Consider the following 22,426-nt stretch of genomic DNA (forward strand, 5'->3'; position numbering starts at 1 on the left):
CCTCTTAATCCAGCCACCCAGGCTTTAACTTCACCGTTCAACATGACACGCCCAGCCATCAACAGCGCCATCACCTCAGCCACCATCGCAGCATGCCTGGCTTTAGCCAGCGCAAACGCTGTTGCGCAAGACAGCATCAACGTCTACTCAGCGCGCCACTACCAATCAGACGATGCGCTGTACGCCAAGTTCACCAAGGCCACCGGCATTGCCATCAACCGTGTTGACGCCAACGATGCCGGCATCATCGCGCGCTTGAAAGCCGAAGGCGCAGCCTCACCCGCAGATGTCATTTTGCTGGTCGATGCCACGCGCTTACACAAGGCAGAGCAAGACGGCCTGTTTCAATCGGTGAATTCGTCCGTGTTGAACAAGCGCATACCGGCCCATTTGCGCGCGCCCAGCAACAAGTGGTTTGGCTTCTCGACACGTGCGCGCGTCATCGTGTACGACCCAAAGCGCGTCAGCGCCAGCGATGTCGCCACCTACGAGCAACTGGCAGCACCCGTGAACAAGGGCAAAGTGTGCTTGCGCACTGGCACACACCCCTACAACCTATCGCTGTTTGGCTCTGTGGCCGTGCACAATGGTGAGGCATCAACGCAGCAATGGTTGACAGGCTTGGCGGGCAATTTGGCCCGCAAGCCACAAGGTGGCGACACCGATCAAATACGCGCCGTCGCCTCTGGCGAGTGTGCCATTGCCGTGGCCAACAGCTACTACCTTGCGCGCCTGATGCGCTCTGACAAGCCGGCTGACCAGGCAGTGGTCAAGACAGTCGCCGTCGTGATGCCCAACCAGGCCACGACTGGCACACACCTGAACGTGGCCGGTGGCGCAGTCGCTACCAACGCTCCACACAAGGCAGGCGCGGTGAAGTTTTTAGAGTACCTGGCCGGCGATGCGGCACAAGCCCACTTTGCTGACGGCAACAACGAGTGGCCCGTGGTCACCGGTGCGCCCATGACCAATCCGGCTCTGAATGCCATGACAGCCAACGGCTTTAAAACAGACTCGGCATCTGTTGCAGCCATTGGTGCCAAGCAGGTTGCCGTACAACAAATGCTGGATCGCGTAGGCTTTCAATAAGCCACCACACGGTGTGGCGCGCTGGCGGCACAAGCACCGGCGCGCCGCTGGTCAATGGGCGGCTAAGCCAGCTTTAGCAGCTCCAAGCCACCCATGTAAGGCTTTAGCGCAGCAGGAATGCGTATGCTGCCGTCAGCCTGCTGGTGGTTTTCCAGCACGGCTACCAAGGTACGGCCAACTGCCAAGCCTGAACCGTTTAACGTGTGCACCCAGTCGTTTTTACCCGCTGCATTTTTAAAGCGGGCCTGCATGCGGCGCGCCTGAAACGCTTGGCAGTTAGACACTGAGCTGATTTCACGGTAGGTATTTTGCGCTGGCAGCCACACTTCCAAGTCGTGTGTTTTGCTGGCGCCAAAGCCCATATCCCCCGTACACAGCAAGACCACGCGATAAGGCAGCTGCAACGCTTGCAACACAGCTTCCGCATGGCCTGTCATTTCTTGCAACGCGGCTTCGCTGTGATCTGGATGCACCACTTGCACCATTTCAACTTTGTCAAACTGGTGCTGGCGAATCATGCCGCGCGTGTCACGCCCGTGGCTGCCAGCCTCAGACCGGAAACAAGGCGTGTGCGCCGTAAACTTCATGGGCAGCTGGGCTTCTGTAGCGATGGTGTCGCGCACAAAGTTGGTCAGCGGCACCTCAGAGGTTGGTATCAGGTACAGCGACGTGTCAGCACTTAGGCTCTCGGTGTCGCCCTCTTGCCCGCCCTTGATAGCGGCAAACAAGTCTTCTTCAAATTTGGGCAGCTGGCCTGTGGCTTTGAGCGAGCTGGCGTTCACCATGTAAGGCGTGTAACACTCGGTGTAGCCATGTTGGTCGGTTTGCATGTCCAACATAAAAGCCGCCAGCGCACGGTGCAGACGCGCCATAGGGCCCTTTAGCACAGAGAACCTGGCGCCTGATAGCTTGGCGCCCATTTCAAAGTCCAAACCAAACGGCTCACCTAACGCAACGTGGTCTTGCGCCTCAAAGTCCAGGGGCATGGCGTTGCCGCCCAAGCCGCCCGCAGGCGACCAGCGGCGCAGTTCCTGGTTGTCGGCCTCGCTGGTGCCAACAGGCACGTCGCTTTGCGGCAAGTTAGGCACGCCTAGCAACAGCGTTTGCAGCTGAGCCTGCAGTTGATCGAGCTCCGTGGCAGAGCTGTCGAGTTCGTCTTTGATAGACGCCACCTGAGCCATTACCGAGTCGGCTGACTCTCCCTTTGACTTGAGCTGGCCAATTTGCTTGCTCAGGCTGTTGCGCTGCGCTTGCAGCTCTTCTGTGCGCACTTGCAGCTGTTTGCGCTTGTTTTCAAGCGCTGTGAAAGCCTCAACGTCTAAAAAAGGCTGGGGACTCTTGCGCTTTTCCAAAGTAGCCACCACCGCAGCCAAGTCTTTACGCAATGAAACGACATCTAACATGAAATAGGCACCTCAATAAATTACTCCCTGCATCATACGAGACCTGCCAGGCCCCTGGCCGCGTTGGTGATCGCTCATTGGGCAGCTGCACGTTACAGATAGGTGAAAACGCCGATTCACCAGGCGTTGAACGCACATAAAACGTAGGCGTGTGCGTGTTGTCACGCACACGGATTTGTAATGACTACTCAATCATTCGGGGAGAAACAACATGACTTACAACACGATCAAAACCGCTCTCAAGGGCATTATTGGGCTTGTTGCTGTGCTGGCCACCAGTTGGGCGCTGGCTGCTGTCGATGCCAACAAGGCCAGTGCTGCTGACCTCAACAGCGTCAAGGGCATTGGGCCAACGGTATCCAAGGCCATCCTGGACGAGCGGAAAACCGGCAAATTCAAAAACTGGGCAGACTTTATTGAGCGCGTTAAAGGCATAGGCAAAGCACGCGCAGCCAAGCTGTCCAAGGCGGGGCTCACCATTAACGACAAGCCAATCGGCAAATAGCCAGGCGCACCAGGGGGCCAGCCGCATCAACATGCTCTTGGCGCCCCCTACAATGGTGGGCAAGCCTGTGCACCCAGCACAGACAACACACCACTGTCATGTACTCTGTTGTAGCAATTTGTATCGGTGCAAGCCTTGGGGCGTTGGGACGCTGGCAGCTCAGCCTGTGGCTTAACAATGCGGCGTCTAACGGCGTGGCATTGGGCACGCTCAGCGCCAACTGGATTGGCGCTTACCTGGTTGGCTTTGGCGTGGTGTGGCTGCAAACCCATACAGCCCTAGACCCCATGTGGCGCTTGCTCATCATCACGGGCTTTTTGGGTGCGCTCACGACCTTCTCAACGTTCTCGCTGGAAACTGTTAACTTGCTGCAAAGCGGCCAAGTTGTCAGCGCTGTTGGCAACGCAGCACTTCATTTGCTGGGCTCACTGGCCCTCACCTACCTGGGCATTGTCAGCGCACAGTGGATTTGGACAGTAGCCAAGTAAACAAAGGCAACAAGCGTCATACGCGCTTATCGCCAAGCCATTACTGAAGCGCTTGTTTGAGTATCCTGGTCAACGCTGGCTGCCCAGCGGCAAGTGCCTCGACAATGGTGAAGTGATTGAGCCCTGCCAACACACTGGTATGCGGCACACGCTTCTTACCCCACGCTTGACGCATCATGTCGTTGTGGCGCAAAAACTCATCCGACTCATCGCCGCCCACCACGGCGTAGAGCTTGCCTGTGGCGGGTTGAGGCCAATAGGCTGGGCTGCAGCGCTGCACGGTTTGCGGGCTTAGGCGCAAGTCGCCCTGCAAAAATGGCGCGGGCACCAAGGGGGCCAAGTCGTACAGGCCAGAAATGCAAACCACACGACGCAGCCAATTTTCTGGCAATGGCTGACCCGCGCTGGTGTGCACCTGCGCCCAATGGCAACCCAGCAACATCGCGGCCAAATGCCCGCCTGCAGAATGGCCCACCACGCACACCTGACTGGCGTCGCCACCAACAGTGTGTATGTGTTCAAAAACCCAAGCCATGGCTCGCGTCATTTGCAGCGCAATGTCGTCTACCTGCACGCTGGGACACAAGCTGTAGTTGGGGACCACCACCACAGCGCCTTTATTGCCCGCAGATTGCTCAAGCGCAGGCACGAGAAATGAGTGGTCGGCTTTGTCCAGGCTGCGCCAATAACCACCATGAATAAACACCACGACAGGCTTTAAGCCTTTTTTCCTGGAAGGCTTGGGTACAAACAAATCCAATGTCTCGCCTGCGCTCACGCCATAGGCCACGTCCAGCATGCAGCGCTGCTGCTCAGCGTAAATGGCGCGGGTAGTGGCTGAACGCGCGGCCCACTCGGCCAATTGGCTTGACGCCGTGGGTACTCTGGCGCGATTGTTGTAGTTGGTGTGCAGCCACTGCAAGTCGGTGGGTGCGTCGCCGATGGCAAGGCTGATAGACATGGCAAACTCCTAGCTCACATATTCCAATTCATCAGGCGCTATTGTGGGGCCAGCTCGGGCCGGCTTTATAGACGCAGGTGACACACAACACATTACCAAATATGCAACAAAAGCACATTGCACTTTTAGGAACAGGCCTCATGGGCACGCCCATGGCCAAACGTTTGCTCAGCGCTGGTTTTAAGCTCAGTCTGTGGAATCGCTCTGCAGACAAGGCGCACGCCTTGCAGGCCTTTGGCGCTACAGTGGCCGACACACCGAGCCAGGCCGTAGAGCACGCCAGCGTGGTGATCACCATGCTGCAAGATGGCGACGCAGTTGGCGATGTACTGTTTAACAAAGGTGCTGCGCAGGCCATGCAAGCCGGCTCAACCGTACTGGACATGTCGTCGATTGCACCAGCGCAGGCGCAGACGCATGCGGCGCGGCTACAAGCGCTCAACATCAACCACCTGGACGCGCCCGTGTCAGGCGGCACGGTCGGCGCTGAACAAGGCAGGCTGGCCATCATGGTCGGAGGTGATGATGCTTTGTTTGAGGCCCTTGCGCCGGTATTTGCCGCCCTGGGTAGCGCCACACACGTAGGACCTAGTGGCGCCGGGCAGCTGGCCAAGCTGGCCAATCAAATGATTGTGGGCATCACCATAGGCGCAGTGGCTGAAGCCTTGCTACTGGCTGAAAAAGGCGGCGCCAACATGGCCAAGGTGCGTGAAGCCATTGGCGGTGGGTTTGCGCAAAGCCGCATTCTGGAACTACACGGCCAGCGTATGGTGCAGCGCGACTTCAGCAAGCGCGCAGCCATGACTGTGCAGCTCAAAGACATGCGCAACGCTTTAAGCACAGCGCAGGCTCTGGGCTTTGATGCACCCGTTACAGCCACATTTGAGAGCCTTTATGCGCAGGCCGTTGACAACGGCTTGGCCGACCTGGACCACAGCGCTTTATTTGTAGAGCTGGCCAAGCGCAATGGCATGACCTGAGTACCGATTACACCGGCCGCTCAGCGCCGCCAACCACTATTTGGTTTTCGCGCTCACCGCCACCACCTCTTGGGCAGTCAACCAACGCCATTCCCCGCTGGGTAAACCGTCAAGAGTGAGCTCGCCCATTTGGCTGCGGTGCAAGCCTTCCACTCGGTTGCTAACGGCAGCCAGCATACGCTTGACCTGGTGGTATTTGCCCTCGGTCAGCGTGAGGCGCAGACCGTATTCGCTGGTTTGCTCGGCTGCAAATGCGGCTACCGGCCTGGGGCTGTCGTCCAACACCACACCATCCAGCAAACGTCCTATTTGCGTGGCATCAACGGGATGCTTGGTGGTGACTTCATAGACCTTGGGCACATGGTGCTTGGGCGATGTGAGACGGTGGATAAATTTGCCGTCATCAGACAACACCAATAAGCCTGTGGTGTCTTGGTCCAGGCGGCCAACCGCCTGTACGCCAGCCGCCGCGCCGCCGCCACGCTGTCGCAATGGTGAAGGTAATAAGGTGTAAATACTGGGATACAGACTGGGCTTTTGAGAACACTCGTAGCCCGCAGGTTTGTGCAAGACCAAGTAGGCGCTCTCATAAAACGTCCAGGCAACGCCTTGCACGTCAAATTTCAAGTCCTGGGTATCCACCATCTCAGCGCTGTCTGCCACCACCTGACCGGCGTGGCTGACCAAGCCTTGCTGCACCAGGCCCGCGCAGACCCGGCGAGTGCCAAAACCTTGGGAAAAAAGCACATCGTGCCACTGTTTAATAGCCATGCGCATATTGTCGCCTCAAAGGCGTTGCACAATATAGGCCCATGCGCAACAAGCTCAAACGCCTTTTACCGTCGCCAGAGACCCTGCAGAGCAACCGCTGGTTGCGCTGGATGGGGCCAACGCTTGCGCACCCTCGTCTGTGGCATATGAGCCGTAAAGGCATTGCCGCAGGCCTGGCACTGGGCTTGTTTTTTGGCTTATTGGTACCTGTGGCGCAAATACCTATGGCAGCCAGCGCCGCCGTCATGCTAAGGGCCAACTTACCCGTAGCCGTGGGCAGCACCTTGGTCACCAACCCGGTAACCTTTGGGCCTGTGTACTTTGGTGCCTACAAGCTGGGCTACTGGGTGCTACACAGGGGCGATGTGCAAGATCACGAACACCCCCAAGCGCTACCCCCTGCGCTGTTAGAGGCCAAACGCGAACAGGCGCAGCAGACCGAGCTCACTTGGTTACAACAACTGCAAAATGCATGGCACCGCTTGACAACCGTAGGCAAGCCACTGGTCGTTGGTCTGGCGATTGTGGCCAGCGTTACCGGCGTGCTGGTGTACCTGTTAACAAGCTGGGTTTGGGCGCTGTTGATTTGGCTCAAAAGGCGCAGGCGCGTCAAAGCATCCCTGCGCAAACTGGCGAAATAGCGCGAGCGGCTTGCGCCCGCGCTGCGCCATTACAGCAAGGGCACGCCTGTCTTGCTTTGAATAAAGTCACGCGTTACGCCGTCTGCCAGCTCAACCAGCTGCAAGCCTTCAGGCGTGACGTCCATTACGCCCAAGTCTGTGATGATACGGTCTACCACGCCTACGCCAGTGAGTGGCAGGGTGCACTGGGGCATGATCTTGAGATCTTCGGTACCGTCCTTTTTGGTGGCCACATGCTCCATCAAAATAATGACGCGCTTCACACCAGCCACCAAGTCCATGGCACCGCCCATGCCCTTGATCATCTTGCCTGGAATCATCCAGTTGGCCAGATCACCCTTGGCACTGACTTGCATGGCCCCCAAAATACTGAGGTTGATTTTGCCGCCACGAATCATGGCAAAGCTGTCGTGACTGCCAAAAATAGACGTGCCAGGTATGGTGGTCACGGTTTGCTTGCCCGCGTTGATCAGGTCAGCGTCGACTTGATCTTCGGTTGGGAAAGGACCAATGCCCATCATGCCGTTTTCGGACTGCAACCACACCTCGATATCGTCTGGTACATGGTTGGCCACCAATGTGGGAATGCCAATGCCCAGGTTGACGTAGAAACCGTCTTCCAACTCTTTCGCCGCGCGTGCAGCCATTTGATCTTGTGTCCAGCTCATGGTGAATTCTCCGTAAATCTAGCAGCGCCGCAGCTTAGGCGGCTTCGGTAATGGTGCGCTTTTCGATGCGCTTCTCGGGCGTGGCGTTGAGCACCAGGCGGTGTACGTACACGCCGGGCAAATGCACGGCGTCTGGCTCAATGGCACCGACTTCTACAATCTCTTCCACCTCCACAATGCACAGCTTGCCGGCCATGGCCACAGCCGGGTTGAAGTTGCGCGCAGTCAGGCGAAACTGCAGGTTGCCGCTTTTATCAGCGCGCCACGCTTTAACCAACGAGACATCAGGCACCAGTGAGCGCTCCATGATGTAGGCTTCGCCATCAAACTCGCGCATCTCCTTGCCTTCGGCCACCATGGTGCCCACGCCTGTCTTGGTGAAAAACGCTGGAATACCAGCACCACCAGCGCGCAGCTTTTCTGCCAACGTGCCTTGGGGTGTGAACTCAAGCTCCAACTCTTTTTCTAAAAACTGGCGGGCAAACTCCTTGTTTTCCCCCACATAGCTGGAGATCATTTTTTTAATTTGGTGGGTCTCAAGTAATTTGCCCAAACCAAAACCGTCAACACCTGCGTTATTTGAAATAACCGTGAGATCTTTAACCGCACTGTCGCGCAATGCATCAATCAGCGCCTCTGGAATGCCGCACAGACCAAAACCACCCACAGCCAACAATTGGCCGCTGGACACCACACCGTCTAACGCCGCTTGGGCGTTTGGATAAACTTTGTTCACGTTCGCACTCCAAAAGTTAGTCAATCAACAAGCTGTACGATACTACGTATTCAACTACGTAGTATTTCGTAATGAGCAACCCCAGCTCCAAGTCGACCGAAATCGACTACCAAACCGCATTTGACGCCGCGCCGGTGGGCATGGCCTTGTCGCGTAGTCGTGTCGTGGTGGACTGCAACCAAGCCTTGTGTGTGATGTTTGGCGTCGCACGCACAGACCTGGTGGGCCAATCGTTTGAATGCTTGTACCCCAGCCCGGACGAGTTTGAGCGAACGGGCCGGCGCATCACCCCCGTATTGAACACCCGCGGCACCTACAGCGACAACCGCATCATGCGCCGCGTGGGCGGGCGCTTGGCTGGCGAAACATTTTGGTGCCACGTCACCGGCAAGGCCCTGGTTGCGGGTGATCCGCACGCCGCCGGCATTTGGTGCTTTGAAGACTTAAGCCTGCAACGACCTATTGTTGAGGCACTCACGCCGCGTGAGCGGGAGGTTGCGGCCATGTTGATGCAAGGCCTTACGTCCAAGGCCATAGGCAAGGCGCTGGACATCAGTCACCGCACAGTGGAAATTTACCGCGCCAAACTCATGCGCAAATACAAAGCACGCGGCACAGGCGACTTGGTCAGCAAACTCACCAGCAACCTCAGCCCATTCTGATGGCTATGCTTAGCACTGTGCCCACGCTCTCAACCACACACATACGCCGTATCGCGCACTTGGACATGGATGCATTTTTTGCCTCTGTCGAGCTGCTGCGCTACCCGCAACTGCAAGGTCTGCCTGTGGTCATTGGCGGTGGACGCGACGCTGAGCCCAAGCCACTGGATGACTTGCCCGCCAACAAACTGCCGCTGTCACAATTTGCGCGCCTTAGCAGCTACACCGGGCGAGGCGTGATCACCACCGCCACCTACGCTGCGCGCAAATTTGGTATTGGCTCGGCCATGGGGCTCATGAAGGCGGCAACCCTGTGCCCAGACGCACTGCTGCTGCCCACAGACTTTGAGCGCTACCGCGACTACTCGCGCCGCTTCAAGAAAGTGATTATGGACATTGCGCCCATCATGGAAAACCGGGGTGTAGACGAGGTGTACATAGACTTGACAGACGTACCTGGTGGCCAGCGTGAAGGCGGCCTTGTCATTGCCCGGCTGATACAAAAGCAAATATTTTTAGAGACGGGACTCACCTGCTCTATTGGCATTGCACCCAACAAATTACTGGCCAAAATGGCCAGCGAGTTAGACAAGCCCAACGGCATTACCGTGCTGCTTGAACAAGACTTGCAAACACGCATCTGGCCACTGGCGTGCAAAACCATGAACGGTATCGGGCCTAAATCCAACGACAAGCTCAAGGCGCACGGCTTGTACACGCTGGGCGATATTGCGGCTTGTGAGCAGCATTGGTTGATAGAGCAGTTTGGCAACAGCTTTGGCGCTTGGTTGTTTGAATCTGCGCATGGTCGAGACGACAGGCCAGTGGTGACCTTTAGCGAGCCCGTGTCTATCAGCCGCGAAACCACATTTGAGCGCAACCTGCACCCCAAGCGCGACCGCGCACACCTGGGGCAGGTGTTTACCAACCTGTGCGAGCGCCTGGCACAAGACTTGACGCAAAAAGGCTATCTTGCCAGAACGGTTGGCATTAAGTTGCGTGACGACCAGTTTCAAACCACCACGCGCGATATCAGCCTTTACGCACCCGTGGCGGATGCCAAAGCGATACGCCAGGCTGCTGGCAACGCTCTCAAACGCGCCCCACTCAACAGACCTTTGCGCCTGCTGGGCGTCAAACTGAGCCGCCTGGTAAAACCCAGCGACGTAGACACCACGCCAAGCCACAGCACGCCAGACTTGTTTGACAACACTGAACAGCCATGAGCATTTTTTACAATCCTATTCACCACTTGCACGTTGGCAAAAAAGAAATGTTCAGGGGTGAGTTGGTCGACGCGCACGAATCACCCGCACGGCTTGACCATGTGCTGAACGCCCTACGCGCCAGCGAGCTGGCACCGCAGTTGCTTGCCAGCCAGGAACGTGACACAGCACAGCTGCTGCCCTTGCTGGAGTCTGTACACCAGCGCCGTTACCTCAACTTTTTAAGCCGCGCATGGTCAGCCTGCTAGCCATTGATCCAGCCAATGCTGAACGTGACGCGTTTCCCAGTGTGTGGCCAGTGCGCGACGGCGCCGCCGACTTCAGGGTAGACGTAGAACCTCACAACTTTGCCGCGCAAATAGGCCTTTATTCATTTGACTCTGGCACACCACTAACAGCAGGCACGTGGCAAGCTGCCTGCGCGGGCGCAGCTTGCACGCTTGACGCGGTAGATGCCGTAGTGGCTGGACAGCCGCATGCCACCGCCATAACCCGCCCACCCGGACACCACGCTGGCGCCGACTATTTTGGTGGCTACTGTTTTATCAACAACGCCGCATTGGCTGCCGAACAACTGCGCCAGCGCCTGGGTGGCAACGTGGCGGTGCTGGACGTGGACTACCATCACGGCAACGGCACACAAGCCATTTTTTACAAGCGTGCCGATGTGCTCACTTGCTCCATACACGGTGACCCCATGACCGAATATCCCTTCTTCAGCGGTCACGCCGATGAGACGGGCACTGGCAATGGCCTGGGATTCAACGTCAACTGGCCACTACCCAAAGGCACAGGCTTTGAGGTGTGGCGGGCTTCTTTAATGCAGGCCATAGCACGCATCAGCGCCTACAAGCCCGCCGCTTTGGTGGTGTCGTTGGGTCTGGACACGTTCACCGGCGACCCCATTTCAGGTTTTCACTTGCACACCAAGCACTACGTACAGGTAGGCCAAGACATCGCCGCCTTGAACTTGCCTACTGTGCTGGTGTTTGAAGGCGGCTATGCCGTGTCCGCGCTGGGTGACAACACCGTGAATGCCTTACGCGGATTTGCGTCTGAACACCAACTTGTCAGCCGTTGATACCGACGGTTCAAACTGGTAGCCATCCAGCGCAAAGTCTTTGAGCTGGTCTGGGTTGGTGACCTGGTTGTCCACGGCAAAGCGCACCATCATGCCGCGGGCGCGTTTGGCCATAAAGCTGATGATTTTGTACTTGCCGTCTTTCAACTCTTCAAAGGCGCAGGTCACAATGCGCGGCTTGAGCACTTTCTTGTCCACCGACTTGAAGTATTCCTCGCTGGCCAAGTTCACCAACACGCCTGAACCATCGGCGTCAGCGCGCTTGTTGAGGTATTGCGCAATGTCTGTGCCCCAGTACTGGTACAGGTTGCTGCCCTTGCTGGTGGCAAGCCTGGTACCCATCTCTAGGCGGTAGGGTTGCATCAGGTCCAGTGGACGCAACACGCCGTACAGACCACTCAAAATGCACAAGTGCTCTTGCAACCAGTCCAAACCCGCTTGATCCAGCTCACTGGCAGCCAGGCCGTCGTACACATCACCGTTAAAGGCCAGTACCGCCTGCTTGGCATTGCCATGAGTGAACTGCGGTGTCCACGCCTGGTAACGCGCCACGTTCAGGCCAGCGAGCTTGTCGCTTAAATGCATAAGCTCAGACACCGCTTGCGGGCTAAAGCCTTTAAGCGTGTCTATCAGCGTTTGCGCCTGCAGCTTGAACAGCGGCTGCGTGGCCTTGGACGTCGTGGCTGGCGTGTCGTAGTCCAGCGCTTTGGCGGGAGAGATGGCAAATAACATGTGCGAGAGTTTAAACAGTCTTGCTCATGAGTGTCCCGCGCGCAATCCAGGCTGCGCTTACGCCAGCTTTAGATCACCCGCCAGGCTAGACAAGGTTTCCTGCGCAATCATGGTGTGCGCTGGGTAGTTGACGTGGTCACAACCCAGCTTACAGGCTGCGCCCGCATGCAAGGCCTTGACCATGGCCGTTGTGAACTCAAAGCGCGCGAAATGCACCGCTGAGGTTTTTTCGTCTGTTGAACGATCCAGGTCCTCGTCAGCAATGGCGTAAACGCGCTCAAAACCCTCTACCTCTACAAAGCACTTGTTCTCTACGCCAATCAAACGGGCCAGCTCACGCTTGCGCTCATTCACATCGGTGTACTCAATGAGCATGGTTGCTTTCCAGTTGCTGCCGTCTGGTACCAGCGGCGCATAAGCTTCAATTTCCTGGGCAATACCCTCTTCGTCGAACACCTTTTCAATGCGCAGCATCTCCTGGATTTGGTAACGAATCGTGGTTTCACTCTCAAACTGAAACACGAAGTGCTCGCCAAGCTGCACAGTGCGCAACTTGCGGTGCGCCAGCACCTCGCCTTTGTGCTCTTTGCGGTACTTGTGGTAGGCCTCAAGTGTCATGAGGTTGTCAGCGGTGATATTGCCTGTGAGTTGCATGTTGATAGTCCTCAAAAAATTAACGTGGATGGTTTATGCGTAATCAATCTGCCAGACCGTAAGCCTTGCGCACCAGCGTCAGTGGGTGCGCCAACTCTGGCGCGCCAAGGCCATTGACCTCAAAGCCTTGGGCAATGTGGTGGCCGCCAAGCGGACAGTCAGAGCTGATGAAGTCTGGCTTTGAGCCGTCTTTCATATTGGCCATGGCCTTGAACAGAGGCTTGCCAATCTTCATGGACATCTGGTGACTGGTCTTTTTAACGCCGTATGTGCCTGCATGGCCTGAGCAGCGCTCAATGGTGTTGAGCGTGGTCTCAGGAATCATCTTCAGCATTTCTTCTGTCTTGCGCCCAATGTTTTGCACGCGGCCATGACACGGGATCTGGTAGCTGATGTTGCCCAATGGCTTGGGGAACTCCTCTTTGAGGAGTCCGTCACGCTTGCGTGCCATAAGGTACTCAAACGGGTCCCACATGGCGGCCTGCACCGCCTTGACCGCTAGGTCCTCGGGGAACATGAGCGGAATTTCCTGCTTGAACATCAAGGTGCAGCTGGGTACTGCAGACAAAATGGCGTAACCCTCGGCCGCGTACTTGGCCAACACGGGGATATTGGCCTCTTTGCTTTTGCCCACGGCCTCAAGGTCGCCCAGCTCCAGCTTGGGCATGCCGCAGCACTGCTCTTTGTTCACCACGACATACGGCACAGCGTTGTGGTCTAGAACCTTGAGCAAATCTTGGCCAATGCCTGGCTCGTTGTAGTTGACATAGCAAGTGGAGTAAATCGCCACTTTGCCTGGCGTGCGCTCACCGTCCACGACCTTGTGCTCAGCGCTTTTGGCGGCACCGGCACGGAAGGTTTTACTGGCCAGCTCTGGCAGCCAGGCGTCTTTGTCAACGCCCAATACGTTTTCCATAATGGCGCGCGCAGGCTTTGTTTTGTTAACCGCGTTCACGGCTTGCACAACCACTGGAATACCAGCCAGCATGCCGTGTGTGTCGGTAGACGCCAACAGCTGCTCGGCTTTACCAACCTCGCCTTTTTTAAACTTAATCGCCTTGGCGCGCAGCATGGTGTGCGGGAAGTCCAGATTCCACTCGTGCGGCGGTGTGTAAGGGCACTTGGTCATGTAGCACAGATCACACATGTAGCACTGATCCACGACCTTCCAGTAGTCCGCCTTGTCCACGCCATCCACCTCCATGGTGGGGCTCTCGTCTACCAGATCAAACAAGGTTGGAAATGAGCCGCACAAGCTCACGCAACGGCGACAGCCGTGGCAAATGTCAAAAATGCGCTCCAACTCGTGGTTGAGTGATTCTTCGTTGTAGAACTCTGGGTTTTGCCAATCTAGTGGGTGGCGTGTAGGTGCTTCTAGGTTGCCTTCGCGTGACATGACGCATCTCCTGCAAATGGGGTTGTTGGCTGCAAATGTTCAGCGAGACGCGCTGCGAGCACAAAGCCCGACAGCGCGAAACGCTCAGCACTCGCGAGTACTAAGCTGTGGCGACTTTTTAATCCACCAATTCGGCCAAAGCCTTGGCGTAACGGTTGGCGTGTGAACGCTCAGCCTTGGCCAGGGTTTCAAACCAGTCGGCGATTTCGTCAAAACCTTCTTCACGAGCGGTTTTGGCCATACCTGGGTACATGTCGGTGTACTCGTGTGTTTCGCCAGCAACTGCTGACTCTAGGTTCTGGCGTGTTGGGCCAATTGGCAAACCCGTTGCGGGGTCACCAGCTTGCTCCAAAAACTCCAAGTGACCGTGCGCATGGCCAGTCTCGCCTTCAGCGGTAGAGCGAAACAGCGCTGCTACGTCGTTCTGACCTTCGATGTCGGCCTTGTTCGCGAAGTACAGGTAACGGCGGTTGGCTTGTGATTCACCGGCAAATGCGTCTTTCAAGCATTGCTCAGTTTGCGTGCCTTTCAAAGCTGGCATGAGACTCTCCTTCAGTTGTTGATGAAATGCCGACCAACACACTAGGTGTATTTGTTCGGACCACGAAACCTTACAGGTAAGTCGTGACAACGTCTAATTGCACTGTTTGATGTGCGCAATAGTATTTGTCTATCGAAAATAAGTGATTAATAAACAAAGGCTTAAGGTTATTTGTCTAGGACAAACCATCTATTAACCCTCCAGAAAAGTAGACTATTGTGCACTTAGCAAGGCCAATCGCCGGTGGGCAGGCGTGTCCGTATCCAGAGGTGTTTGCCTGATAGCACTCAAATAATGGGCCGTAAAAACGTCCAGGTAAGCGGCCAAAGTATGGGCCACATGTGTCTCTCCCGCCAATGCCAAGCACAGTGCAGCGACCTCTGACGTGCAGAAATGATCGTCTCGCGTAGATCGACGCAACTTGTAGTTGGACGACACACCCGGGTTCAGGCTCAATACCGGGAAAGCGTCCAAATAAGGGCTTTTGCGAAACATCTTGCGCGCCTCAGACCAAGTGCCGTCCAGCAGCACAAACAGCGGGCGCTTGGTGGTCTTACCCGCCTCTGGCAAGCTGGTCACCACGCGCTGGGGGGCACAAACTCACCGGGAAACACCACATAGGGCTGCCACTGCGGATCGGCCAACAAGGCCAGCAGCTCTGGGGCCACCACTGTTCTGGCCCAGGTAAATGCAAAGGTGTCTGGCACCAGGTCTGCAATCAGCCAGCCCGTGTTACTGGGCTTTAAGGCCTCAATGTCACCCATCAACAAACACACACCAGCGTTAACCGGTAGGCGTGGACGCAGTGCACACATACAGTGACTGGCGATCAGGCGGCAGCCTGCACAACGCACACTGCCCGCGCCTCTGGCCACATAAGGCTTTGAGCTGGCATTCAAACGGGTGGTGCGTAAACGGGCAACGGCGTGCGGTGTGTTTGTCATGGCGTAAGTGTAGGGTGGCTGCAAGGGCCACCTTGTTGCAAGCAACACCACATTGTTGAAGCACAATGACCTACATGAAAACTGTCAACGACATCAAAGAACACCCGTTAGCTGACGCGTGGGCCGAACTACAAGCACACGCCGATAGCGGTGAGCCGCTGCAACAAGACTCCTACCGGCTGGCTTTTGCAGACCCCGAGTTTTTGCTGCGCCGCGAATCGCGCGGCATACGCTTTCAGCTGGAGATGGCCAAGCCCGACATCGTCCAGCAAGACTTGGGCGTTGACCACACCGTGGTGGTGTTTGGCAGCGCTCGCTTCAAAGACCAAGCCACTGCTGACGCCATGGTGGCGCAGGCCTCGCAAGACGGTCATGCGCAGGCCTTGGCTGAAGCCCTGCGTCAGCAACGCAATGCGTACTACTATGAAAGTGCGCGAAGCTTTTCAAACATAGTTGCCAAATACAGCCTGGCGCGTAAGCCAAGTGAGCGCTTATTCATATGCACAGGCGGCGGCCCCGGCATTATGGAGGCAGCCAACAGGGGGGCATCCGAGGCCGGTGCCCCCACAGTGGGCTTAAACATTGCGCTTCCTCATGAGCAACGCTCCAACCCTTATGTGTCGCCAGAGCTGAGCTTCAAGTTTCACTATTTTGCTTTGCGCAAAATGCACTTCATGATGCGCGCCAAGGCACTGGTGGCTTTCCCTGGTGGCTTTGGCACACTGGATGAGCTATTTGAAGTCATCACCCTGGTACAGTGCAGAAAAGCCCAGCCTGTACCTATCGTACTGTTCGGCACAGACTACTGGAAGCGCTTGATCAACCTGGACGTATTGGTTGAAGAAGGCACCATATCGCCGGAAGATCTGTCGCTGATCAACTACGTTGACGACCCCAAAGCCGCATGGAAGGCAGTGACCAGCTTTTACAAGCTTGACGCAAGCTAAGCGTATTGCTCGCGCACAGCGCTGGCTTAGGCGTGGGGATCGACCTGCTCAGGCAAAGCCGCCTTGCTGCGCACATTAAGGTGCAGCGCAGCTTGTGCCAACAAGTTGGCCGACACCGGCGCCGTCACAAACACAAACAGCGTGATCAGCAGCTCGGCAATACCGGGACGACCTTGTTGAGCCGATAACAACAAAGACGCCAACAGCACACCACCAACACCCAGAGTCGATGCTTTGGTAGGCGCATGCAGGCGCATGTAAAAGTCAGGCAACCTCACCAAGCCGATAGCACCTACCAACAAGAAAAAGGCCGCCATCAAAATCAGCGCAGCGGCCAGCCATTCAATCCAAACGGACATTGTCATCGTTGTCTCCATCATTCCACCACGTCACCACGGGTGATGTAGCGGGCCAAGGCAACCGTGCCCACAAAACCCAACAAGGCCACCAGCAAAGCCACCTCGAACAACAGGGCTGTTTGCCACCTTAGTCCCAGCAAAACCACCAAGGCAACCACAGTCATGTAAAGCGTATCCAAGGCCAGAATGCGATCCGTTGTTTCCGGGCCCAGCCACAAGCGGTAAGCACACAAAACCATGGCAATGGCAACCGCTACCGAGGCAATGTCTATGGCCCACATCAAAACAGGCGATGTCATGCTGCACCTCCAACACTGGCCTGGGTATGTACGTTCAAGGCTTTGAGTAAAGGCGCCTCGTAGCGCTGCTTCATGTCTTGCGCCATGGTCTGGGCGTCGTCACCGTTGAGCGCGTGCACCCAGATGACATGCTGCTCCTCATCAACAACACACGACACCGTGCCAGGTGTGGTGGTAATGATGCTGGCAAACAAGGCATTGACGCGCACATTCGACGACGCAAGCGGCACAGGTATCCAAAGCGGTGTGGGCTTGTCCATAGAGCCCAGAACCAATCGTGCAACCGCGATGTTGGACACCACAATGTCCCACAGCACCACCAAGGTCAATCGTATGGCGCTTGGCCAATGCAGTCGACTGGCCTGCGGCATAAAGCTGCCAATCAGCCTGGGTACGATCAGCGCAATCAGAGCGGCAGACAGCAGATGCACCAGTGCCAGACTGTGTGACAAGGCCAGCCAGCTGGCGCCCAACAACAAAGACATGACCGGGTGGTCAAACCAGCCAACGGCCCGGGCAGAGGTGTGTGTGTTACTCATGATCAACGCTCTCCGGTATAGGGACGCGTGCTGTCGCCTATGTCTCCAAGCACCGCACGCTGGTAGGCCGCGCGATCAGTCAGTTGCGCTGCTGTCGCATCGGTGTACTGCTTCACAGGCGAGGCCACTACAGCCAACAACACGGTCATCAGCATAAAGGCCCAAACAGACGACAACATTTTGACGCTGGTACCCGCCGACGTATTGGCGTGCGCATCAGGCTGTACATGCCAAAACAAAATCACACCGGCGCGGGCCAAGCCCACCATACTCAAAAAGCCCACCAGCAGAATGACTGTCCACAGCCAAGGCTGCGCCTCTAAACCATGGCTGCTCTGCAGCATCATGAGCTTGCCCAAGAAACCAGGCAAAGGCGGCAGTCCAGCAGCAGAGGCTGCACCAAACAACATCATGAGACCCAGCAGAACAGGCTCTCTGACGGCATAGGCTGGCTGCAGCGCGTCACCGGTGTCACCTCGCTGTGCCGCCATGAGCTCAACCAGCAAAAACAAACCTGCGACTACTATCGTGCTGTGCAACGTGTAGTACAGCGCAGCGGACAAGGTCTCAGGCGTGAACAAGCCCACGCCCGCCAAGATAGTGCCCACCGAGGACACCGTGAGATAAGCCACCAAGCGACTCATGCTATGGGCAGCCAAGGCACCGAGAACGCCCAGAATACTGGTGCTCAGGGCCAGCGGCAAAATCCAGTCGGCGGCAGCCAGCGAAGCCTCACCTGCATCAACGCCAAACACAACCCAGTGGGTGCGAATAATGCTGTACACGCCCACCTTGGTCATGATGGCAAACAAAGCCGCCACGGGCGCGCTCGCTGCTGCATAGGTGCCTGGCAACCAGAAATAAAGCGGCACCAAGGCGGCCTTCAAGCCGAACACCACCAACAACAACAGGGCTGCAGCCTTGGCCAGCAAAGCCGAGTCGCCAGTCAACTGCGCCACGCGCAAAGCCATGTCCGACATGTTGAGCGTGCCAGTGACCGCGTACAACATCGCCAAACCTATGAGAAACAAGCCAGACGCCGTCAGGTTCAGCACCACGTAATGCACGCCCATACGGAAACGCTCTTTGCCCTGCCCGTGCAACAGCAACACATAGGATGCAATCAGCAAGACCTCAAAGAATACAAACAAGTTGAAGAAGTCACCCGTGAGGAATGCCCCGGCCAAGCCCATGAGCTGGAACTGGAACAGCGCATGAAAGTAACGGCCTCGGGCGTCCCAACCACCACTGGCGTACCACAGCACAGGCACCGCTACCAGGTAGGTGAGCAACACCATCAGGGCAGACAGATGGTCAATCACCAACACAATGCCAAACGGTGCTGGCCACTCGCCCAGGCGATACACCACCAGCTCACCTTGGCTGGCCCGCCAAACCATGGCCGCAGCCATGAGCAGACCCAGCAGTACAGACAGCAAGCCCACCAAACGGTGCCAGCGTATGCGCCCCGCGCCATGTGCGCCGCCTTGCGCGCTCATGCCACCTCTGTCGCCCAGCAGCAAAATAACCACAGCGGTGAACGAAGGCAACAACACAGACAACACGGGCATATGCTGCCACCACAAAGCCATTAAAGCGTTCATCATGCGCGCTCCTGGCTGGCTAAGGGTTCGTGACCATCGATATGGTCTGTCCCGCTCTCGTGGCGGCTTCGCAGCGCCAGCTCAATCACGAAACCGGTAGTTGCAAAGCCAATCACAATGGCCGTCAGCACCAGCGCTTGTGGCAACGGGTCGGCAACCAGGCCCTCCCCCACCAATATGGGTTCGGCGTTGCTCCACAAACGGCCCATCACAAAAATAAACACATTAACGGCATAGCCAATCAAGGTCAGACCCAAGACCACTGGGTAAGTCCGCCCGCGAAGCAGCAAGTACACACCCGCGGCCGTAACCACACCCAGGCCGCTGGCCAACAATGCTTCCATGCTGATCATGCAGCACCTCCTGTTTCAGGGGCAGGGCCAGTAGCGGCCTGTCGCGACGCTGAGCCCAAGACGCTTAGCGTCAACAACGTTGCCCCCACTACAGTGAGGTACACACCCAAATCAAATACCGCGGCCGACGCAAACGGCAACTCGCCCAACACACCCACAACAGGATGGCCATGAGCGCTTGTCAAGAAAGGCCTGCCGAAGAGGAAGGCGGCCACACCTGTGAGACCGGCAATACCCAAACCAGCGCCAATGCACTGAACAAAGCGACGACCGGATTGGGCATGCAACAGCATCTCAGCACGCGCCTGCCCCATTGATACAAATTGAAGTACCAAAGCCACCGCTGTAATCAAGCCTGCAATAAAGCCGCCGCCTGGCAAGTTGTGACCACGCATGAAGATGTAGATGGAGAAGACCAAAGCCAATGGCAGCACCACAGAGGCAGCCACGCGCAGCATCAAGGGCTGAGACGCAAATGTCCAAGGCTGGCCTGAACCATCCACGGCCTCTCGGCGGATACGCATGCCATCCATCAAAGCCAGCACGCCCAACGCTGCCACACCAAGCACAGTAATTTCACCCCAGGTGTCAAAACCGCGGAAGTCCACCAGGATCACGTTTACAGCGTTGGTGCCGCCGCCCTTTGGCAGCGCCTGCTCCAGGAAATACCACGAAATACTGTCGTGGTCGCGCGTCATGAATACCCAGGCCAGCCAAGCCATACCTGCGCCCGCAGCCACGGCCAACGTGGCGTCACGCGTCTTGCGCAGGCGGGTCGACTCGCGCGGCGAGGTCTGTGGCAGCAATGCCAACCCCATCAGCAACAACACGGTGGACACAACCTCCACAGACAGCTGGGTAAGCGCCAAATCGGGAGCCGAAAGCGCAACAAACGCCAGTGAGACCACCAAACCAACCAGCCCCACCAACACCACGCTGCGAAAGCGTTGGTGGTGCCCCTGTACCAAAACCGCGCAGGTCGCCAACAACAACAGCCACACCACCACGGCCAAGGCGTTGGCCGGCATGAGGGCACGCTCGCCGGCGCCCATGCCGCTGCCCCATAGCGCAGCGCCAGCAACCACTACGGCAGCGCCTACCGTTAAGGCCAGGTAGCGTTGCAATGAGCTGTTTTCAAGCTGCTGGGTCAGGCGGCCTGCCCCAGCAAACACGCTGTTGATCACAGACTCGAAAATATCCCGGCCTTTGGCCTTGCCAAACCATGCCTCTGAGCTGATGCCATGCAAGCGCTTGCCCTGTGCCAGGGTGCGGTACAGCAACACACCCACGACCAACGCCACGGCACTCATGAGCAGCGGCAGGTTAAAACCGTGCCACAACGACAGGTGGTAGTCGGGCAATGGCTGGCCTGTTAAAGCAGTGGCCGCAACGTGCACCAATGGCCCAAAGGTCGCCGCTGGAAACAAGCCCACCAACACGCACAGAATCACCAAGCCAATGGTGGGCAACTTCATACCCAGTGGTGGCTCGTGCGGATGCTTGTTCTCCACATCACCCAACTCGCCATTGAAGTAGGTATCGTGCACCATACGCAATGAGTAGGCCACGCTGAATACGCCTGCCAGGGTGACCATTGCAGGCACCACCCAAGCCCATATGCCTTGCGTGCCGTTAACCGCTTCGGTGAAAAACATTTCTTTTGACAAGAAGCCATTGGTCAATGGCACACCCGCCATGGAAGCAGCTGCCACCATGGTCAGCGTCGCAGTGAACGGCATGAAAGACCACAAGCCACCCAACTGGCGCATGTCGCGCGAGTGCGTTTCGTGGTCAACGATGCCGGCGATCATGAACAAAGACGCCTTGAAAGTGGCGTGGTTCAGCACGTGGAAAACCGCAGCCACTGAAGCCAGGGGTGAGCCTATGCCCACCAAAAAAGTGATGAGGCCCAAGTGACTGACAGTGGAGTACGCCAGCAGTCCTTTCAAGTCGTGCTTGAAGATGGCGATAAACGCGGCGAACACCACCGTGATCAAACCTGCACCGCTGACCAAGCCTTCAAACCAGCCCGATCCGGCCAAAATGGGATACAAGCGCATCAGCAAGAAGACGCCCGCTTTGACCATGGTGGCCGAGTGCAAGTAAGCCGACACCGGCGTGGGTGCAGCCATGGCGTCTGGCAGCCAAAAATGGAATGGGAACTGCGCGCTTTTGGTGAAGGCCCCCACCAAAATCAGCAACAGCGCCGGTACAAACATGGGGTCTGCCTGAATGAGTGCGGCCCGTGTGGCCAACACACTGATTTCGTAGCTGCCGCCAATTTGACCCAGCAACACGAAGCCACCAAGCATTGCCAAACCGCCGCCGCCAGTGACGGCAAGGGCTTGGCGGGCACCGGCGCGCGCATCTGGCCTGTGCCCCCAGTAGCCCACCAGCAAGAAGGAGGAGATGCTGGTCAACTCCCAAAATACCACCATCACCAACAAGTTATCGGACAGCACAATGCCCAGCATGGCGGACATGAACAGCATCATGAGGCTGTAAAACTTGGGCGCAGAATCTGCCGATGCCAGGTAATAGGCCGCGTACAAAACAATGCACAAGCCTATGAACAAAATCAGGCCTGCGAACATCAGCGACAAACCGTCCAGGCGAAAGCTAATGTCCAGGCCCAGGGACGGCACCCAGCTCCAGTGCTCCATGACCGGCATGCCAGCCAACACCTCCGGCGCATGAGACACCAAAATACCCAAACTGGCTGCGGTAATGACACCCGCAAGACCGGCGGTCACGCCGCGGCTGTAAGAGCCGCTCATAGCGGTCAATACGGTGCCAAACAACAAGGGCAATAAGACAACAAGCAACAACACGGCTGACCCTTTCAAA

23 protein-coding genes and 2 pseudogenes are annotated in these 22,426 nt (G+C 56.9%); 9 read left to right on the forward strand and 16 right to left on the reverse strand.

Features of this window, described 5'->3' with window-relative positions:
- Positions 1-42 precede the first annotated feature (42 nt).
- Positions 43-1,089, forward strand: coding sequence for an extracellular solute-binding protein (locus LN050_04970; protein ID UFS57161.1), 1,047 nt, complete (start codon positions 43-45; stop codon positions 1,087-1,089).
- Positions 1,090-1,151: 62 nt separating this feature from the next.
- Here the strand turns inward: LN050_04970 and serS are convergent, their stop codons facing one another.
- A complete protein-coding gene (gene serS / locus LN050_04975; GenBank protein ID UFS57162.1) occupies positions 1,152-2,492 on the reverse strand; it encodes a serine--tRNA ligase in 1,341 nt (446 codons plus the stop codon).
- A gap of 211 nt (positions 2,493-2,703) precedes the next feature.
- Here serS and LN050_04980 point away from each other — a divergent pair, with 211 nt between their 5' ends.
- Together LN050_04980 and crcB are read left to right on the forward strand one after the other, a co-directional pair.
- Positions 2,704-2,997 carry a helix-hairpin-helix domain-containing protein gene (locus LN050_04980; protein ID UFS57163.1) on the forward strand — a complete coding sequence of 98 codons (294 nt, stop codon included), beginning with the start codon at positions 2,704-2,706 and terminating at the stop codon, positions 2,995-2,997.
- Between the two features lie 98 nt (positions 2,998-3,095).
- Positions 3,096-3,485 (forward strand): fluoride efflux transporter CrcB, encoded by a 390-nt coding sequence (gene crcB / locus LN050_04985; protein UFS57164.1) that lies wholly within the window; start codon positions 3,096-3,098, stop codon positions 3,483-3,485.
- Between the two features lie 40 nt (positions 3,486-3,525).
- On the opposite strand, the gene LN050_04990 is transcribed toward crcB, so the two are convergent.
- On the reverse strand, positions 3,526-4,446 hold the full coding sequence (locus tag LN050_04990) for an alpha/beta hydrolase (GenBank protein UFS57165.1): 921 nt from the start codon (positions 4,444-4,446) through the stop codon (positions 3,526-3,528).
- Between the two features lie 101 nt (positions 4,447-4,547).
- Between LN050_04990 and LN050_04995 the strand changes: the two genes are divergently transcribed.
- Entirely contained in the window at positions 4,548-5,426 is an 879-nt protein-coding gene (locus LN050_04995) for an NAD(P)-dependent oxidoreductase (protein ID UFS57166.1), read from the forward strand.
- Between the two features lie 36 nt (positions 5,427-5,462).
- Here LN050_04995 and LN050_05000 read toward each other — a convergent pair whose 3' ends face one another.
- Positions 5,463-6,197 carry a pseudouridine synthase gene (locus LN050_05000; protein ID UFS57167.1) on the reverse strand — a complete coding sequence of 245 codons (735 nt, stop codon included), beginning with the start codon at positions 6,195-6,197 and terminating at the stop codon, positions 5,463-5,465.
- A 146-nt stretch (positions 6,198-6,343) separates the two neighbouring features.
- Between LN050_05000 and LN050_05005 the strand changes: the two genes are divergently transcribed.
- The gene (locus LN050_05005; protein ID UFS57168.1) at positions 6,344-6,838 is read left to right on the forward strand and encodes a DUF2062 domain-containing protein; all 495 of its coding nucleotides are present in this window, start codon (positions 6,344-6,346) and stop codon (positions 6,836-6,838) included.
- Between the two features lie 29 nt (positions 6,839-6,867).
- On the opposite strand, the gene LN050_05010 is transcribed toward LN050_05005, so the two are convergent.
- Together LN050_05010 and LN050_05015 are read right to left on the reverse strand one after the other, a co-directional pair.
- Positions 6,868-7,506, reverse strand: a complete 639-nt coding sequence (locus tag LN050_05010; protein ID UFS57169.1) for a 3-oxoacid CoA-transferase subunit B — start codon at positions 7,504-7,506, stop codon at positions 6,868-6,870.
- Between the two features lie 34 nt (positions 7,507-7,540).
- The gene (locus tag LN050_05015; GenBank protein ID UFS57170.1) at positions 7,541-8,242 is read right to left on the reverse strand and encodes a CoA transferase subunit A; all 702 of its coding nucleotides are present in this window, start codon (positions 8,240-8,242) and stop codon (positions 7,541-7,543) included.
- A 71-nt stretch (positions 8,243-8,313) separates the two neighbouring features.
- Here LN050_05015 and LN050_05020 point away from each other — a divergent pair, with 71 nt between their 5' ends.
- The 3 genes and pseudogenes from LN050_05020 to LN050_05030 all read left to right on the forward strand — a co-directional run bounded on the left by LN050_05020 (position 8,314) and on the right by LN050_05030 (position 11,211).
- Positions 8,314-8,904 carry a PAS and helix-turn-helix domain-containing protein gene (locus LN050_05020; protein UFS57171.1) on the forward strand — a complete coding sequence of 197 codons (591 nt, stop codon included), beginning with the start codon at positions 8,314-8,316 and terminating at the stop codon, positions 8,902-8,904.
- Positions 8,904-10,130, forward strand: coding sequence for a DNA polymerase IV (locus LN050_05025; protein ID UFS57172.1), 1,227 nt, complete (start codon positions 8,904-8,906; stop codon positions 10,128-10,130). The genes LN050_05020 and LN050_05025 overlap by 1 nt, the downstream gene beginning before the upstream one ends.
- A pseudogene (locus LN050_05030) lies at positions 10,127-11,211 on the forward strand (histone deacetylase family protein). The gene LN050_05025 and the pseudogene LN050_05030 overlap by 4 nt, the downstream one beginning before the upstream one ends.
- On the opposite strand, the gene yaaA reads toward LN050_05030, so the two are convergent.
- The 5 genes and pseudogenes from yaaA to LN050_05055 all read right to left on the reverse strand — a co-directional run bounded on the left by yaaA (position 11,170) and on the right by LN050_05055 (position 15,478).
- Positions 11,170-11,943 (reverse strand): peroxide stress protein YaaA, encoded by a 774-nt coding sequence (gene yaaA / locus LN050_05035; GenBank protein ID UFS57173.1) that lies wholly within the window; start codon positions 11,941-11,943, stop codon positions 11,170-11,172. The pseudogene LN050_05030 and the gene yaaA overlap by 42 nt on opposite strands.
- Positions 11,944-12,000: 57 nt before the next feature.
- A complete protein-coding gene (locus tag LN050_05040; protein ID UFS57174.1) occupies positions 12,001-12,597 on the reverse strand; it encodes a DUF3501 family protein in 597 nt (198 codons plus the stop codon).
- A 43-nt stretch (positions 12,598-12,640) separates the two neighbouring features.
- The gene (locus LN050_05045; protein UFS57175.1) at positions 12,641-13,993 is read right to left on the reverse strand and encodes a Fe-S oxidoreductase; all 1,353 of its coding nucleotides are present in this window, start codon (positions 13,991-13,993) and stop codon (positions 12,641-12,643) included.
- Between the two features lie 118 nt (positions 13,994-14,111).
- Positions 14,112-14,534: a rubrerythrin family protein gene (locus tag LN050_05050; protein UFS57176.1), complete on the reverse strand. Its 423-nt coding sequence runs from the start codon at positions 14,532-14,534 to the stop codon at positions 14,112-14,114.
- Between the two features lie 213 nt (positions 14,535-14,747).
- Positions 14,748-15,478, reverse strand: a pseudogene (locus LN050_05055) (DTW domain-containing protein).
- Between the two features lie 74 nt (positions 15,479-15,552).
- On the opposite strand from LN050_05055, the gene LN050_05060 reads away from it, so the two are divergent.
- Positions 15,553-16,425: a TIGR00730 family Rossman fold protein gene (locus tag LN050_05060; GenBank protein ID UFS57327.1), complete on the forward strand. Its 873-nt coding sequence runs from the start codon at positions 15,553-15,555 to the stop codon at positions 16,423-16,425.
- 26 nt (positions 16,426-16,451) lie between these two features.
- Here the strand turns inward: LN050_05060 and LN050_05065 are convergent, their stop codons facing one another.
- From LN050_05065 to LN050_05090, 6 genes are read right to left on the reverse strand one after another with little or no spacing between them, the layout of a single operon-like run.
- On the reverse strand, positions 16,452-16,790 hold the full coding sequence (locus LN050_05065) for a Na+/H+ antiporter subunit G (protein UFS57177.1): 339 nt from the start codon (positions 16,788-16,790) through the stop codon (positions 16,452-16,454).
- 11 nt (positions 16,791-16,801) lie between these two features.
- Positions 16,802-17,083, reverse strand: a complete 282-nt coding sequence (locus tag LN050_05070; GenBank protein ID UFS57178.1) for a K+/H+ antiporter subunit F — start codon at positions 17,081-17,083, stop codon at positions 16,802-16,804.
- Positions 17,080-17,622: a Na+/H+ antiporter subunit E gene (locus tag LN050_05075; GenBank protein UFS57179.1), complete on the reverse strand. Its 543-nt coding sequence runs from the start codon at positions 17,620-17,622 to the stop codon at positions 17,080-17,082. The genes LN050_05070 and LN050_05075 overlap by 4 nt, the downstream gene beginning before the upstream one ends.
- A 2-nt stretch (positions 17,623-17,624) precedes the next feature.
- On the reverse strand, positions 17,625-19,229 hold the full coding sequence (locus tag LN050_05080) for a monovalent cation/H+ antiporter subunit D (protein ID UFS57180.1): 1,605 nt from the start codon (positions 19,227-19,229) through the stop codon (positions 17,625-17,627).
- Positions 19,226-19,570 (reverse strand): Na+/H+ antiporter subunit C, encoded by a 345-nt coding sequence (locus LN050_05085; GenBank protein UFS57328.1) that lies wholly within the window; start codon positions 19,568-19,570, stop codon positions 19,226-19,228. Before LN050_05085 ends, LN050_05080 begins: the two co-directional genes overlap by 4 nt.
- 5 nt (positions 19,571-19,575) lie before the next feature.
- Positions 19,576-22,410, reverse strand: coding sequence for a monovalent cation/H+ antiporter subunit A (locus tag LN050_05090; protein ID UFS57181.1), 2,835 nt, complete (start codon positions 22,408-22,410; stop codon positions 19,576-19,578).
- Positions 22,411-22,426: the final 16 nt, after the last annotated feature.

It is taken from the genome of Comamonadaceae bacterium M7527 (assembly GCA_021044545.1).
In the GTDB taxonomy this organism is placed as follows: domain Bacteria; phylum Pseudomonadota; class Gammaproteobacteria; order Burkholderiales; family Burkholderiaceae_C; genus RS62.

Excerpts from the sequence above, each read along its gene's own strand:
- LN050_04970 (UFS57161.1), top strand. The coding sequence starts at position 43 with ATGACACGCCCAGCCATCAACAGCGCCATCACCTCAGCCACCATCGCA.
- serS (UFS57162.1), bottom strand. The coding sequence starts at position 2,492 with ATGTTAGATGTCGTTTCATTGCGTAAAGACTTGGCTGCGGTGGTGGCT.
- LN050_04980 (UFS57163.1), top strand. The coding sequence starts at position 2,704 with ATGACTTACAACACGATCAAAACCGCTCTCAAGGGCATTATTGGGCTT.
- crcB (UFS57164.1), top strand. The coding sequence starts at position 3,096 with ATGTACTCTGTTGTAGCAATTTGTATCGGTGCAAGCCTTGGGGCGTTG.
- LN050_04990 (UFS57165.1), bottom strand. The coding sequence starts at position 4,446 with ATGTCTATCAGCCTTGCCATCGGCGACGCACCCACCGACTTGCAGTGG.
- LN050_04995 (UFS57166.1), top strand. The coding sequence starts at position 4,548 with ATGCAACAAAAGCACATTGCACTTTTAGGAACAGGCCTCATGGGCACG.
- LN050_05000 (UFS57167.1), bottom strand. The coding sequence starts at position 6,197 with ATGGCTATTAAACAGTGGCACGATGTGCTTTTTTCCCAAGGTTTTGGC.
- LN050_05005 (UFS57168.1), top strand. The coding sequence starts at position 6,344 with ATGAGCCGTAAAGGCATTGCCGCAGGCCTGGCACTGGGCTTGTTTTTT.
- LN050_05010 (UFS57169.1), bottom strand. The coding sequence starts at position 7,506 with ATGAGCTGGACACAAGATCAAATGGCTGCACGCGCGGCGAAAGAGTTG.
- LN050_05020 (UFS57171.1), top strand. The coding sequence starts at position 8,314 with ATGAGCAACCCCAGCTCCAAGTCGACCGAAATCGACTACCAAACCGCA.
- LN050_05025 (UFS57172.1), top strand. The coding sequence starts at position 8,904 with ATGGCTATGCTTAGCACTGTGCCCACGCTCTCAACCACACACATACGC.
- yaaA (UFS57173.1), bottom strand. The coding sequence starts at position 11,943 with ATGTTATTTGCCATCTCTCCCGCCAAAGCGCTGGACTACGACACGCCA.
- LN050_05040 (UFS57174.1), bottom strand. The coding sequence starts at position 12,597 with ATGCAACTCACAGGCAATATCACCGCTGACAACCTCATGACACTTGAG.
- LN050_05045 (UFS57175.1), bottom strand. The coding sequence starts at position 13,993 with ATGTCACGCGAAGGCAACCTAGAAGCACCTACACGCCACCCACTAGAT.
- LN050_05050 (UFS57176.1), bottom strand. The coding sequence starts at position 14,534 with ATGCCAGCTTTGAAAGGCACGCAAACTGAGCAATGCTTGAAAGACGCA.
- LN050_05060 (UFS57327.1), top strand. The coding sequence starts at position 15,553 with ATGAAAACTGTCAACGACATCAAAGAACACCCGTTAGCTGACGCGTGG.
- LN050_05065 (UFS57177.1), bottom strand. The coding sequence starts at position 16,790 with ATGACAATGTCCGTTTGGATTGAATGGCTGGCCGCTGCGCTGATTTTG.
- LN050_05070 (UFS57178.1), bottom strand. The coding sequence starts at position 17,083 with ATGACATCGCCTGTTTTGATGTGGGCCATAGACATTGCCTCGGTAGCG.
- LN050_05075 (UFS57179.1), bottom strand. The coding sequence starts at position 17,622 with ATGAGTAACACACACACCTCTGCCCGGGCCGTTGGCTGGTTTGACCAC.
- LN050_05080 (UFS57180.1), bottom strand. The coding sequence starts at position 19,229 with ATGATGAACGCTTTAATGGCTTTGTGGTGGCAGCATATGCCCGTGTTG.
- LN050_05085 (UFS57328.1), bottom strand. The coding sequence starts at position 19,570 with ATGGAAGCATTGTTGGCCAGCGGCCTGGGTGTGGTTACGGCCGCGGGT.